The organism is Amycolatopsis sp. WQ 127309 (genome assembly GCF_023023025.1).
GTDB lineage: Bacteria > Actinomycetota > Actinomycetes > Mycobacteriales > Pseudonocardiaceae > Amycolatopsis.
In genome coordinates, this window is the sequence record NZ_CP095481.1 from 7,041,862 (window position 1) to 7,054,794 (window position 12,933).

Below are 12,933 nucleotides of genomic sequence, written 5' to 3' on the forward strand. Positions count from 1 at the left end.
GTCCCGTACCACCCAGAACGAGGAGATGACTGATGCCGACGGCTTTCGACCCGATCGAGCTCCTGGGCCACCGGTTGGCGAGCCGGATCGTGATGGCGCCGATGAGCCGGGCCCGCGCCGCGGGCCCGGAGGCGTGCCCGGGGCCGTCGACGGTGACGTACTACCGCCAGCGGGCGTCCGCCGGACTCATCATCAGCGAGGCGATCTTTCCCTCACCGGAGAGCCGCGGCCAGCCTGCGACCCCGGGGATCTACACGAAGCAGCAGACCGCCGCGTGGCGCCGGGTCACCGACGCGGTGCACACCGAGGGCGGAGTCATCGTCGGGCAGCTCATGCACACCGGCCGCATCGGCCACCCGCTCTTCCTCGCCGACGGCCGGCCTCCGCTGGCGCCGTCCGCGGTCCGCGCCGATCACCAGGTGTTCACGCCGGAGGGGATCAGGCCGTGCGTCCAGCCGCGGGAAATGTCCTCCGCGGACATCGCGCGCACCGTCGCCCACTATTCCGCGGCTGCGTCGAACCTGGTCGAGGCCGGGTTCGACGGCGTGGAGATCCACGCTGCCAACGGCTTCCTCGCCCACCAGTTCTTGTCGTCCGCGGTGAACCGTCGCACCGACGAGTGGGGCGGCGATGTGGCGCGCCGCATCCGGTTCGTGGTCGAGCTGGCCGAGGCGGTGGGCGCGGTGGCCGGCGCCGATCGGGTCGGTGTGCAGATCTCTCCTGGCAACCCGTTCAACGACATGGCGGATCCGGAGGCGGACGAGCTCTACCCGGCTCTCGTCGCGGAGCTGAAGCGGATCGGTCTCGCCTACTTGGAGGTCTCGGAGGCTCCCGACACCGATCTGGTGGCGCGGCTGCGCAAACAGTGGGAGGGGGTGTTCATCCTCAATCCGAGGACGGCACCGCGGCCGACCGGCCTCGAGGATCTGGCGCTGGTCGAGCAGGGTGCCACCGACATGATCTCCTACGGGGCGCTGTTCCTCGCGAACCCGGATCTGCCAACGCGGCTCGCCGCGGGCGGGCCGTTCAACACGCCGAAACCCGAGGCATTCTACGGCGGTGGCGATGAAGGCTACATTGACTACCCTACGCTCGAGGACTAGGTGTCGCGTGAAGACGGAGGGCCGCGCCGCGGCCCTCCTCTCCTCACCTCACCGGGCCGGTCACCTTGCCGAGCTGGACCAGCAACCCCAGTTCGTCGGCGAAGAACCAGGCTTCGGCCATCTTGCCGTCGACGAACCGCCAGACGCCGAGCTCCAGCATGCGCACCGGCTTGCCCGTCGCCGCTATCCCGTAGACGTCGCCGTCGTGGGTCCCCGTGACGTACCACAGCGCCCAGACCCGATCGCCTTTCGCGATCACGTCGACGATCTCGTCAACGCGGTCGGGGATGGAATCCGGCGTCATGCCATGCGATCCACCGGGGTTGAGCTTTCCGATGTGGACGATGCCGTGCTGGTGGCGGACGAAGTCATCGGTGGTGAACTCGCGCCTGCGTTCCATTCCCGAGCTGCGGAACTCGGTGAAGATCTCGATGTTCCGCTGCTCCTCGGCAGTGTACTCGGTGGCGCTCGCGGCGAGCGTCTCGACGAGGCCGCTCAGCGGGGTGCGGTTCGTGCTCATGAATTCCTTTACCCTTCCGTCGGATCCGGTTCATAGTGCCCGGTAATGTCAAGCGTGGCAATAGATCCCGGATATCGTGGACGTCCGGGACGTTTCAGTCCGTTGTGGACTTTCATTACGGGGTGGTGGAGCGCCGCAACCGGCGGTCGCCTGCCGCTCTCGAGATCAGGAGCTGACCCCATGGAACAAGCCAACCTCGTGTTCATCAACTGCTTCCAGGTGCCCGTCGGCCGGGACGAGGCGTTCATCGAGCTGTGGAACCGCATTGACGCCTACATGGTGCACAAGCCCGGCTACTTGTGGAACCGGCTGCACAAGTCGATCGACGACGCGGCGGCCAACCGCTTCGTCAACGTCGTCGGGTGGGAGTCGAAGGAGCTGTTCGACGCCGCGCACGACGAGGAGTACCGGGCCATGCGCCAAGGCCCGGAATGGCAGGAGTTCGGCTCCACGCCCGCCCTGTACACCATCCATCGCGAAGCCATGGCCGGCGGGGCTTGAGCCGACCCGGCGGTGCGCCCGGGATCGTGGGGTATCCGGGTTCCTTGCCGGGCAGCCGCGGCGGAAAGTCCCGGCGTCGTCCCGGTTCGTGGCGGTTGTCGTGGGTTTCGCTCCGCCGGCATGACCAGGAGCAGCGCGTGTCGGAAGCTGGAGAAGCAGTTCGGATTGGAAGGAAGAAGCATGACCTCTGTCAGGACGGCCGGCACACTCCGGCTGGCCGACGACCTGGAACTCACCCGGGTCGGGTTCGGCGCGATGCAGCTGGCCGGTCCCATGGCCTGGGGCCCGCCGGAGGACCCCGGGAAAGCGGCTGCCGTGCTGCGTGCGGTGATCGAGCTCGGGATCAACCACATCGACACGAGCGACTACTACGGTCCGCACACGGTCAACCAGCTCATCCGGGAGACACTCCACCCCTATCCGGAGGGGCTGCACCTCGTCACCAAGGTCGGAGGCAGCCGGGCGCCGGACAAGTCGTGGCCCGCCGCGCTCGGTCGCGACCAGCTGGTACGGGCGGTGCACGACAACCTGGAGCGCCTGGACTTGCCCGTCCTCGACCTCGTGCACCTCCGGATGACGGACACGCTCGAGCCGGACGACATCACCGAGCCGTTCACGGTCCTGGCCGAGCTGCAGCAGGAGGGCCTGATTCGCCACCTCGGGGTGAGCAACGTCAGCGCGGGGCAGATCGCCGTCGCGCGCAAGATCGCACCCGTGCTGTCGGTGCAGAACGCCTACAACGTGATTCGCCGAGGCGACGAAGACGTGCTCGCCGAGTGCGAGGAACGGGGCAGCGCGTTCGTGCCGTTCTTCCCGGTTCGCGGCTTCAAGCCCGAGCAGGGAGCCGCGCTGGCCGAGATAGCCGGGGACGTGGGCGTGTCGAGCACGCGGCTCGCGCTGGCCTGGCTGCTGCAACACTCGCCCGTGACGCTGCTCATCCCTGGCACGTCGTCCGTCTCGCACCTCGAGGACAACGTGGCCGCGTCCGAACTCACCCTCGACGCCGAGACATTGCGACGGCTGGATGCACTGCGCACGGACGCGCGTGGGCTGCCCTGGGGGTGAGTCCTGATCGACGTCAGGCCCGGGAACCTGAGAGCCGTGAGGGGTTCCCGGGCCTGACGCTTCGTGGGTCCGGCGGCGACCGCGGTCGGCGTCCGATCCTGTCAGCGGCGGACGAGGTCGCGCCCGAGATCCCTCCGCAGGTGGACTTCGATGAACACCCGCAGGTAGCGGTCGTTCGCCAGCGCGTCGAAAGCGTCCACCAGCGAGAGGTCCGGTTCACCGGTCAGGTGGACGATGCGCCAGAGGTTGAGCGGGGCGTCCTCGGGGCCGGCCACGGAGTGCTCGACGTGGAAGAGCGGCTGGCCGGTGCCGGCGGTGAAGACGCGGCCGTCGGGTGCCTCGAAGCGTTCGGCGCCGAGGAAGAACGCGCGCCGGTTTTCGTGATCGAGGCGCACGTGCTCGATGATCGTCGCGTACTGGTCCGGGTCGGCCCACAGGCGCTGGTCGGACACGCGGGTGAAGTCCTCGAAGCGGCCGTGGCGCACGCTCGGAAACTTTTCGGCGCTGCCCGGCTTCACGACCGTCGGGATGTAGACGTCCGGTGCCGCGGCCTTGCGCACCTCCATGTCCCACAGCTGGGCGCCGGTGTAGGCGAAGGGCGGCCGCACGTCGTAACGTTCGTGCAGGACGTCGTTGACCCGTACCGGTGGGAGCTCTACCGGCGTTGTGCCGGGTGCGGTCCACGCCCGCTCGAAAACCGCTTCGTGGTGGAGTTCCTGGCTCATCTCACGTCCCCGTCGCTGAACAGTCGATCCGCATACTGGTCATATATAGTGACTATATGTGTTCCGTACAGTAGCTGATAGGTGGAAGTGTGACGACGACGGCAGGCGTAGTTGACTGCAATCGATTGCAGATCGTTGTCTAGCCTTTAGGCAACAAGGGGTGCTACTTCGACTACTTGACGTGAGATCTGGCTCGGCGCATGGGCGGCCGCGCCGGCAGCCGAGAGGTTCCGGCATTGGTTCGACAAGTGGTCGTTGATCACAAGAAGTGACAATCGACATGGGTGGGGGCTGGCTCAAGGAGGCCGAAACTGCCTGCGCGTGCTGCTTTCGCTGGAGTCTGGGGATGCCGTATTCGCGAGGCGGTCTCACCTCACATGGCTACTTGAAGTGACAGCTCAAGAAGCAGTGCGAACGGCGCGGCCGCAGGAGTGGTGACACGGGCACGCCTGGACGTCGGTGTCGTCGTGGTCCTTGACACATAACCCCAGGTCAAGAAAACTCCTCCATCACTGCAACCGATTGCAGTGATGGAGGCAACGATGCCGAAGCTCTCTCTCCGCAGGCGACTCCCCACCCTGACGCTGGTTGTCGGCTTGTCGCTCACGGCCGCGTGCGGCCATTCCGCCGGTGACTCGGGATCCGGGCCGATCAAGGTCGGCACCTCGCTTCCGCTCACCGGCGAGTTCTCCCAGTCGGGAAAGGCGGCTGAGCAGGGCTACCGGGTCTGGGCCAAGATGGTCAACGACCAGGGCGGGCTCCTCGGCCGTCAGGTCGAGCTCGTCGTCAAGGACGACGCGTCCAACCAGAATACGATCGTCGCCGACTACAACGCGCTCATCAGCCAGGACAAGGCCGATCTGCTGGCCGGTTCCTATTCCTCGCTGCTGAACCTACCGGCGAGCGCGGTCGCCGAGCGCAACCGCATGCTCTTCGTCGAACCGGCCGGTGGCTCGCCGAAGATGTTCAACCGCGGCTTCAAGTACCTGTTCTTCAGTCAGCAAGCCGTTTCGGACCGGCAAGGCGCGCTCTTCGCAGACTGGCTCGCGAAGCTGCCCGCCGACCGGCGGCCCAAGACCGCCGCCTACCCGACGCTGGACGACCCGTTCGCGGCGCCGCTGGTCGATAACATGCGCAAGACGCTGGAGGCTGCCGACATCCAGACCGTCTACCAGCAGACCTACGCCGTCGACACGAAGAACTTCGACACCATCGCGAGCGCGATGAAGGCAAAGGCGCCGGACCTGGTCGTGCACGGCGCGCTCTTCGAGGACGGCGTCGGGCTGGTGAACGCCATGCTCAAGGCGGACCTCAAGCCGAAGTGGCTCTTCCAGACGACCGCGCCGTCGCTGGGCAAGCAGTACGCCGACGCGATCGGCGCGAAGAACACCGAGGGCATCACCTTCGCGATCAGTCACGCTCCGCAGGCCAAGACCCCCGGCAACGCGGAATTCGTGGCCGCCTACGAGAAGATGTACGGCGGCGAGCCGCCCGAGGACGCCGGCGACGCCTACGCAGCCGGGCAGATCATGGCCGCCGCGGTCAAGGGCGTCGGCAGCCTCGGCGACCAGGGCAAGCTGGCCGACTGGCTGCGCGCCAACCCGGTCGACACCGTCCTGGGCAACCTGCGCTGGAACGCCGACGGCAGCCCGGTGGGCCAGTACCTGATCGGGCAGTGGCAGTCGGGGAAGGTCGAGTTCGTTCTCCCCGAGGACGTCGCGACCGCGCAGAAGATCATCGAGGGCTGGAAACCGGGGGTGGGGGGCTGATGACCCAGCTCCTCCAGGACCTCATCCTCGGTCTGCTCCTCGGCAGCGTCTACGCCCTGGTGGCCGGCGGGCTCACGCTGATCTTCGGGGTCATGCGCGTGATCAACATCGCGCAGGGTGCGTTCCTGGTGCTCGCCGCGTTCCTGACCTACACGGTGTGGCAGGGCCTCGGCATCGACCCCTTGCTGGCCATCCTGATCACGACGCCCGTCATGTTCGGGCTCGGCTGGCTGACCTACAGGGTGACGATCGCGCCGATCCGCACCGCCCCGATGGCCTCGACCGTGCTGCTCACCTTCGGCCTGGCCCTGGTGCTCGAAGCTGCGATGGGCACGATCTGGGGCAACGACTCGACGGCCATCCGCCCGTCGTACGCGAACGAGTCTTTCACCTTCGCCGGGCTGTACCTGCCGAAGACCCAGGTCTACGGCGGGATCGTGGCCCTCCTGGTGCTCGCCGGGCTCGGCCTGCTGCTCGGCCGCACCTGGCTCGGCCGGGCGATCCGCGCCGCGGCGGGCAATCCCGCCGGGGCCGAGCTGATCGGGATCAAGGTGAAGGCGGTGGCCGCGATGGTCTTCGCCCTCGGCATCGCCACGGCCGGGGCGGGCGGCGCGGTCGTGGGGGTGATGTACCCGTTCGTCGCGGGCTCGCACTACCAGTGGATCGCCCGCCTGCTCGCGATCGTCGTCCTCGGCGGGATGGGCAGCGTCGCCGGCGCCATTGCCGGCGCCGCCGTGTTCGGGGTGGCCGAAACCCTGACGGCGGCCTACGTTTCGCCGTCCTGGGCCACGGCGGTGCCCTACGCCATCGTGTTCGTCGTGCTGCTGGTCCGGCCGCAGGGACTGCTGGGCACCCGGTTGCGTGAGGACGTGGTGTCCCCGTGAGCGAGCGCACGACCCGGCTCACCGGGCGGCTCCTGGTCCTGGCCGCCGCGATCCTGCTGCTGGTCTACCCCGTGGTCTCCGACGACGCGTACTACCAGAACATGATCATCCTGTCGCTGGTGTTCGCCGTGGGTGCCGGCGGGCTGAACATCATCGCCGGCTTCGCCGGGTACGTGTCCCTTGGGCAGGGCGCGTTCATCGGGCTCGGCGGTTACACGATCGGCGTGCTCGCGACCCGTTTCGACAGCGTGCCCCCGTGGTTGTGGGTGCCGGTGGCGGGGCTGGTCGCGGTGGCCGTCTCGTTCGTCCTCGGCCTGGTCTCGCTGCGTGCCCGCGGGCCGTCGTTCGTCATCATCACCGTGGCGTTCCTGTTCCTGGTGCAGGTGATCGCGGTCAACTGGGCGGCCGTCACCGGCGGTACCGCGGGCATCACGCTGCCCTTGCCCACGTGGGACCGCGACATCATCAACTGGCCGTTCTACTACGTGCTCGCGCTGATCCTCGCCGCGCAGCTGCTGCTGACCTGGTGGATCCGCCGGACGAAGCTCGGCATGGGGCTCATCGCCATCCGCGACGACGAGACGAAGGCCGCGACGATCGGGATCAACCTGCCGGTGCAGAAGATCATCGGGTTCGTCGCCAGCAGCGTGTTCGTCGGCATGGCCGGCGCGGTCTACGGCTACTACCTGACCTTCATCGACCCCCGGGGCATGTTCGGCATCCTCCTGAGCGTGCAGGTCGTCCTTTCGCTGCTGCTGGGCGGGCGGGGCACGCTGTGGGGGCCGGTGCTCGGCGCGTTCCTCGTCGAGCCGCTCAACGAGATCGCCAACAACGACTTCGGCGGCGGCAACACCCGGCTGTTCCTGTTCGGCGGGCTCCTGATCGCCGTGGTGATCGGCATGCCCCAGGGGATCCTGCCGACCGTCGAACGCTTGCTGCACCGGCGGCGCACGAAGGAACAACCCGCGCTGGTCGGCGCACGTATCGGCGTCACCGGTACGCCGGTGGACGAGATGCGGCAACCACCCGCCCGGCCCGTGCCGCCCCGGGCGGACGCACCGCCGTTGCTCGAGATCTCGGGGCTGGTCAAGCGGTTCGGCGGGATCACCGCGGTGGACGGCTGTTCGCTGGTCGTACCCGAAGGCAGCATCACCGGGCTGATCGGGCCGAACGGGTCGGGCAAGACGACCGTGTTCAATCTGATCGACAACACGATCCGGGCCGACGCCGGGCGGATCACGTTCGCGGGGGAGCGGATCGAGCGACTGCCGTCATGGGAGCGCGCGCACCGCGGGATCGGCCGCACCTTCCAGGCCACCCGGCTGTTCGGTGAGATGACCGTGCTGGAGAACGTCGTTGCCGCGCAACGCTCGTTCACCTGGCGCGGCCTCGGCCGGATCGCCGTGAGTGGCAAGGAGGCCGCCGCCGCGGACGAGCTGCTGGAGTTCGCCGGGATGCGCGCGTTCCGAGACCAGAAGGCGCACGCGCTGTCCTACGGCCAGCAGAAACTCGTCGAGCTGGCGCAGGTGCTGATGCTGGACCCGAAGCTGATCCTGCTCGACGAACCGGCCGGCGGGATCAACCCGGTGCTCATCGAGCGGATGGGCGAGATGTTCCGGACGCTCAACGAGCGCGGCAAGACATTGCTGATCGTCGAGCACAACATGCCGTTCGTGCTCGGCCTGTGCGACCCGGTCCACGTGCTCGCTCGCGGCGCCACGATGGCGTCGGGCACGCCGGCGCAGATCCGGACCGACCCGGCAGTCGTCGAGGCCTACCTCGGCGAGGACTTCCAGCTGGAGACGGAAGGAGTGGGCTGATGCTGGTGCTGCGCAACGTCGTCGCCGGCTACGGCGGCGGAGACGTCCTCCAAGGCATCGACATCGAGGTCGCCGAGCGGTCGGTCGCCTGCATCGTCGGTCCCAACGGCGCCGGGAAGTCCACGGTGCTGCGCACGGTGAGCGGGCTGCTCGCGCCGCGGCTCGGGGAGATCACGGTGGCCGGGGAACCGATCCACGGCCGTGATCCCGCGGATATCCTGCGGCGGGGCGTTTCCCAGGTGCCGCAGGCGAACGCGCTGTTCGTGAACCTGACGGTCCGGGAGAACGTGCTGCTCGGCGGCTACCTGATCCGTCGGGACCGCGCGCTGGTCCGCCGGCGCTACGAGGAAGTCGCGGCGCTGTTCCCGATCGTCGCCGACCGTGCGGAGGACAAGGCGGGCAACCTCTCCGGCGGGCAGCGGCGGATGGTCGAGTTCGCCCGGTCCCTGATGCTCGATCCGGCGCTGCTGCTGCTCGACGAGCCCTCGCTCGGGCTGGACCCGCACGCGCTGCGCAGCGTCCACGACTCCGTGCGGCTCATGCGGGAGGCCGGGAAGACGATCCTGGTGGTGGAGCAGAACGTGCGGTTCGGCATGAAGATGGCCACCCACGGCATCGTGATGGAGAGCGGCCGCGTCGTCACCGCCGGCTCGGCGCAGGAGATCCTGGACGACCCGGATCTGGCCCAGATGTACTTCGGCGGGGTCGCGAAACGGGAGGTCGCAGGCTGACCGGCCGGGCCCGGTCAGTCCCTCCGGCCCCCGGAGGCAGGTGGGGTGGCCCGGATGATCTGCGTCATCTTCCGCGCGCTCAGCGGCCGGTGCGGCGCCGTGGCCGGCTGGTCGGTGAGGCCGGCCAGGACGAAGTCCAGGTGCCGGCGCCAGGCGTTGACGGGCAGGTGCCGGGTCACGTCCAGGATGCCGTGGACGGCCCACAGTGCGACGGCCAGGTCCTCTCCGGTCAGGTCCGCCCGGGCGGCGCCGTGGCGTCGCGCTTCGTCGACGAGTTGCTGCTGGACCCGGCGTGAGCGCGCGATCAGGTCTTTGCTGGACGGGTCGCTCCACAGCCGGGCGACCACGCCGCGGCTCGTGGCCAGCAAGCCGGACACCTCGATCAGGTAGCCGGCCACGCCGGTGCCGTCCGGGTCGGCCAAGTGCCGCTCGCCCACGGCGACGACGTCGGTGAGCAGCCGGTTGACCAGTTCCGCGATCAGCGCGTCCTTGTTGGCGAAGCGGCGGTAGATCGTGCCGAGGCCGAGGCCGGCACGCTGGGCCACCAGTTCGATGCTGGCTTCGATGCCGTGTTCGGCGAAGACGTCCTCGGCCGCGCGCAGGACGCGGTCGAGGTTGGCTTCGGCGTCGGCGCGCAGCCGCCGGGCCGGTGCGGGGCGGTCGGTGGTCACCGGGCAGCTCCCGTGTTCGCTGGGCTCAGGCAGGGGTGTCGCCATGGGGCCACAGTAGCGCGGCGCCGCCCCGGTGAGCAGTGACGTCCACGACATCAAGCGGAAAAGTATTTCCGGATCGAGGTACAGTACAAGCGGAATGATTTTTCCGTATCAGGAGTGATGATGAATCAGCCGAACGACAGGCAAGAGGTCCTCAACGCCGTCCACGCCTACTTCTGCGCGGCCGACGCTCGCGACTGGGACACCTACCGGCGACTGCACGCCGATCGTGTCGAGGTGGACTTCGGCGGCGTCAACGACAAGAGCGCGGGCGAGATCGCCGCCGACGACATGCTGCGCTCCGCGCGTGAGCTGCTCGGGCCCGTGCACCTGACCCAGCACATGATCGGCAACGAAGTCGTCACCGTTGACGGCGACGAGGCCACGGTCGCTTTCTACGAGCAAGCGCTGCACCACCACCCCGCGCTCGGTGACGACCCGGGCATCAACACCTGGATCCTGTATGCACGGGGGCAGCACCGGTGGGCCCGCGCCGACGGCGGTTGGCGGCTGGTGGCCGCGAGTCTCATCCCGGTGCACCACACCGGCAACGCTGACCTGCTGGCCGACGTCGCGCGGGCCGGTTGAGCGGAAACCACCTCTTGGCTGTCTCCCGTTGTGCTCGCCCGGTGTGGCGGTGCCGCCCGTGGATCGAAAGCGTGCGGGGATCAGCAGCAGCGCGCCCAGGTGTGGCCGTCGCCGACGACGTTGCCGAACACGGTACCGGTGAAATGCCCGGCGGCCAGCACCGTGTCCGGTCGTGCCAGCACGCGGTCGCGAGCCGTCCGGGCTCGGGCCGGGTCGACGTCGGTTGCGAAGGTCATGCCGGAGTCGCTGATCTGGGCAGCGGAATGCAGGACGTCGCCGACGATCAGCACGGACTCGGTCGCCTGACCCGACGGGTCCTCGACGGCGATCGCGAGGTGACCCGGTGTGTGGCCGGGCGTGGCCAGCACCCGCACCCCCGGCGCGATGGTCTCCCCGTCGTCGACGAACCGGATGGCGGCCTTGAGTGGTCCGAGGATGAGTTCCGGGGAGGGGCCACCCGGCTCCGGGTCTTCGGTCCAATGCCGCCACTCGGCTTCCGACAGCAGGTGCTGGGCCCGGTGGAATGTGAGCGCGTTGGCAGCGTTCCTCGCGGGGGTGCCCGCGAACGGCGAGACGCCGGTGGTCCACCCGATGTGGTCGCGGTGCAGGTGGGTGTAGACGACGGTATCGACGTCGTCGCGGGACAACCCCTCGCCGGCGAGGTGCTCGAGCAGCGCGCCGCTCTTCAGCCGGCCGAGTGTGGGGTGGTCCAGGTCGACCGCGCCCGCGCCGAGGTCCACGAGGATGTTCCGGCCTGCCGTGCGGATGAGGAAGGAGCCGAGCGACAGGACGAGTTTCCCGTTGTCCACGTGACCGGGGTGCGCGGTCCAGTCGGCGGCCGGGAACAGCTTCGCCGGGTCGAGTTCGGCAAATCCGTCCGGCAGGTAGGTGACGGTCGTGGCGCCCAGCGTGATCTGGGCGCGACGGGCGGGCGCGGATGACATGTGACGTCCTGGGGGTCAGGCGGAGATGGTCTGGTACTCGACGTACTGGGCGAGTCCGGTGGCGCCGAGTTCGCGGCCGATGCCGCTGTTCTTGAAGCCACCAAAGGTGCCGTCGAAGGTGGGGGGAGCTCCGTTGACCGACACGGTGCCGGTCCGGATCCGGCGGGCGAGAGCCATGCCGTGCTCTTGATCGGCGCACCACACGCCGCCGCCGAGGCCGTATTCCGAGTCGTTGGCGATGCGGACGGCGTCGTCCTCGTCGTCGAACGGGATGACGACCAGTACCGGGCCGAAGATCTCCTCCCGGGCGATCCGCATGGTGTTGTCGACGTCGGCGAACAGGGTGGGCCGGACGTAGTACCCGTCGTCCAGCCCGGCCGGCCGCTCCAAGCCGCCGGTGACCAGCCGGGCGCCTTCGGCGATGCCGAGTTCGATGTAGGAACGCACCCGTTCCTGCTGATCGGCGCGCACCATGGGGCCGATGAACGTCTCCGGGTCCGCGGGGTCGCCGACGCGCAGTCCGTCCATCATGGACTTCAATGCACCGACGACCTCTTCGTAGCGGGCACGCGGAGCGAGAATCCGAGTGTGAGCCACACAGCTTTCAGCGTTGTTTCCCAGCGACAGCGTCCTGAGGCCGTCCACGACCACCGCCAGGTCGGCGTCCTCGAGGATGATCGACGCCGACTTGCCACCCAGCTCCAGGCTGACCCTCTTGAGCTGCTCGCCCGCGAGCGACGCGATGCGCCTGCCCGCCGCGGTGGAACCGGTGAACGCGATCTTGTCCACGCCGGGGTGCGCAACCAGGTATTCGCTCGTCTCCCGGCCTGCGGGCACAATGCTTACCACGCCTTCGGGGAATCCGGCCGCGTCGAAGACCTCGGCGAGCGCCAGTGCGTCGAGGGCCGTCTCCGGCGATGCCTTCAAGACCACCGTGCAACCGACAAGCAGTGCGGGCACCAGTTTCGTCAGCGCCGACTGGTGGGGCGCGTTCCACGGGATCACCGCGGCGACCACGCCCACTGGTGCCCGGCGCACCACCGTGCGGCTCTTATCCGTGGCACCCACGCGCTCGTCCCAGTCGAGGGACGCGGCGGCCCGGAGGTACCCGGCCGTCTGCTCCGGGACCCCGGTGCGGCACAACCAACGGGTGAACCACAGCGGAGAGCCGTTCTCGGCCGTGATCAGGGCCGCGAACTCGTCAGCGCGCGCCGCGTACAACTTGTCGAACCGCTCCACCACGGCGAGGCGCTCCTGCGGGCTGAACCGCGGCCACGGCCCGTCGTCGAACGCGCAGCGTGCGGCGGCCACAGCGGCGTCGACGTCGGCGGGCGCGGCGTGCGGTGCCGTCCCCACCAGCGAGCCGTCGTGCGGCGAGCGGACCTCCAGGACCTCGTCGCCGGCGGGGGAAACCCATCGCCCACCGACGTACAGGTTGTCGAACTCGATCATGAGAAACCTCTCGGATAGGCGCCCGATGGACGGCCGTCCCGGTGTGGGCGCAGGGAACGTGATGGACGAGCGGCCAGGGAAGGATCGGCGAGCCGTTGGACCGGCTTCACCTGTCCTG

13 protein-coding genes are annotated in these 12,933 nt (G+C 68.8%); 8 read left to right on the forward strand and 5 right to left on the reverse strand.

The window, feature by feature from the left end; all coding sequences use genetic code 11:
* Positions 1–32: 32 nt before the first annotated feature.
* Positions 33–1,103, forward strand: a complete 1,071-nt coding sequence (locus MUY22_RS31865) for an alkene reductase (protein ID WP_247050786.1) — start codon at positions 33–35, stop codon at positions 1,101–1,103.
* A gap of 43 nt (positions 1,104–1,146) precedes the next feature.
* On the opposite strand, the gene MUY22_RS31870 is transcribed toward MUY22_RS31865, so the two are convergent.
* Positions 1,147–1,623: an ester cyclase gene (locus MUY22_RS31870; protein WP_247050788.1), complete on the reverse strand. Its 477-nt coding sequence runs from the start codon at positions 1,621–1,623 to the stop codon at positions 1,147–1,149.
* A 180-nt stretch (positions 1,624–1,803) separates the two neighbouring features.
* On the opposite strand from MUY22_RS31870, the gene MUY22_RS31875 reads away from it, so the two are divergent.
* Both MUY22_RS31875 and MUY22_RS31880 read left to right on the forward strand, forming a co-directional pair.
* Positions 1,804–2,124, forward strand: a complete 321-nt coding sequence (locus MUY22_RS31875) for an antibiotic biosynthesis monooxygenase (RefSeq protein WP_247050790.1) — start codon at positions 1,804–1,806, stop codon at positions 2,122–2,124.
* 180 nt (positions 2,125–2,304) lie between these two features.
* The gene (locus tag MUY22_RS31880; protein ID WP_247050792.1) at positions 2,305–3,189 is read left to right on the forward strand and encodes an oxidoreductase; all 885 of its coding nucleotides are present in this window, start codon (positions 2,305–2,307) and stop codon (positions 3,187–3,189) included.
* A 101-nt stretch (positions 3,190–3,290) separates the two neighbouring features.
* On the opposite strand, the gene MUY22_RS31885 is transcribed toward MUY22_RS31880, so the two are convergent.
* Positions 3,291–3,914: a hypothetical protein gene (locus MUY22_RS31885; RefSeq protein WP_247050794.1), complete on the reverse strand. Its 624-nt coding sequence runs from the start codon at positions 3,912–3,914 to the stop codon at positions 3,291–3,293.
* 542 nt (positions 3,915–4,456) lie between these two features.
* Between MUY22_RS31885 and MUY22_RS31890 the strand changes: the two genes are divergently transcribed.
* The 4 genes from MUY22_RS31890 to MUY22_RS31905 are packed head-to-tail and all read left to right on the forward strand — an operon-like array spanning position 4,457 to position 9,118.
* Positions 4,457–5,683 (forward strand): amino acid ABC transporter substrate-binding protein, encoded by a 1,227-nt coding sequence (locus tag MUY22_RS31890; RefSeq protein WP_247050796.1) that lies wholly within the window; start codon positions 4,457–4,459, stop codon positions 5,681–5,683.
* On the forward strand, positions 5,683–6,567 hold the full coding sequence (locus tag MUY22_RS31895) for a branched-chain amino acid ABC transporter permease (protein WP_247050798.1): 885 nt from the start codon (positions 5,683–5,685) through the stop codon (positions 6,565–6,567). Before MUY22_RS31890 ends, MUY22_RS31895 begins: the two co-directional genes overlap by 1 nt.
* Positions 6,564–8,387, forward strand: coding sequence for an ATP-binding cassette domain-containing protein (locus MUY22_RS31900; RefSeq protein WP_247050800.1), 1,824 nt, complete (start codon positions 6,564–6,566; stop codon positions 8,385–8,387). The genes MUY22_RS31895 and MUY22_RS31900 overlap by 4 nt, the downstream gene beginning before the upstream one ends.
* Positions 8,387–9,118 (forward strand): ABC transporter ATP-binding protein, encoded by a 732-nt coding sequence (locus MUY22_RS31905; RefSeq protein ID WP_247050802.1) that lies wholly within the window; start codon positions 8,387–8,389, stop codon positions 9,116–9,118. The genes MUY22_RS31900 and MUY22_RS31905 overlap by 1 nt, the downstream gene beginning before the upstream one ends.
* Before the next feature lie 14 nt (positions 9,119–9,132).
* Here MUY22_RS31905 and MUY22_RS31910 read toward each other — a convergent pair whose 3' ends face one another.
* Positions 9,133–9,789, reverse strand: coding sequence for a TetR/AcrR family transcriptional regulator (locus MUY22_RS31910; protein ID WP_247050804.1), 657 nt, complete (start codon positions 9,787–9,789; stop codon positions 9,133–9,135).
* A gap of 165 nt (positions 9,790–9,954) precedes the next feature.
* Between MUY22_RS31910 and MUY22_RS31915 the strand changes: the two genes are divergently transcribed.
* A complete protein-coding gene (locus tag MUY22_RS31915) occupies positions 9,955–10,419 on the forward strand; it encodes a nuclear transport factor 2 family protein (RefSeq protein WP_247050805.1) in 465 nt (154 codons plus the stop codon).
* A gap of 80 nt (positions 10,420–10,499) precedes the next feature.
* Here the strand turns inward: MUY22_RS31915 and MUY22_RS31920 are convergent, their stop codons facing one another.
* Both MUY22_RS31920 and MUY22_RS31925 read right to left on the reverse strand, forming a co-directional pair.
* Entirely contained in the window at positions 10,500–11,363 is an 864-nt protein-coding gene (locus MUY22_RS31920) for an MBL fold metallo-hydrolase (protein WP_247050807.1), read from the reverse strand.
* A 15-nt stretch (positions 11,364–11,378) separates the two neighbouring features.
* Positions 11,379–12,815 carry an aldehyde dehydrogenase gene (locus MUY22_RS31925; RefSeq protein ID WP_247064223.1) on the reverse strand — a complete coding sequence of 479 codons (1,437 nt, stop codon included), beginning with the start codon at positions 12,813–12,815 and terminating at the stop codon, positions 11,379–11,381.
* Positions 12,816–12,933 lie beyond the last annotated feature (118 nt).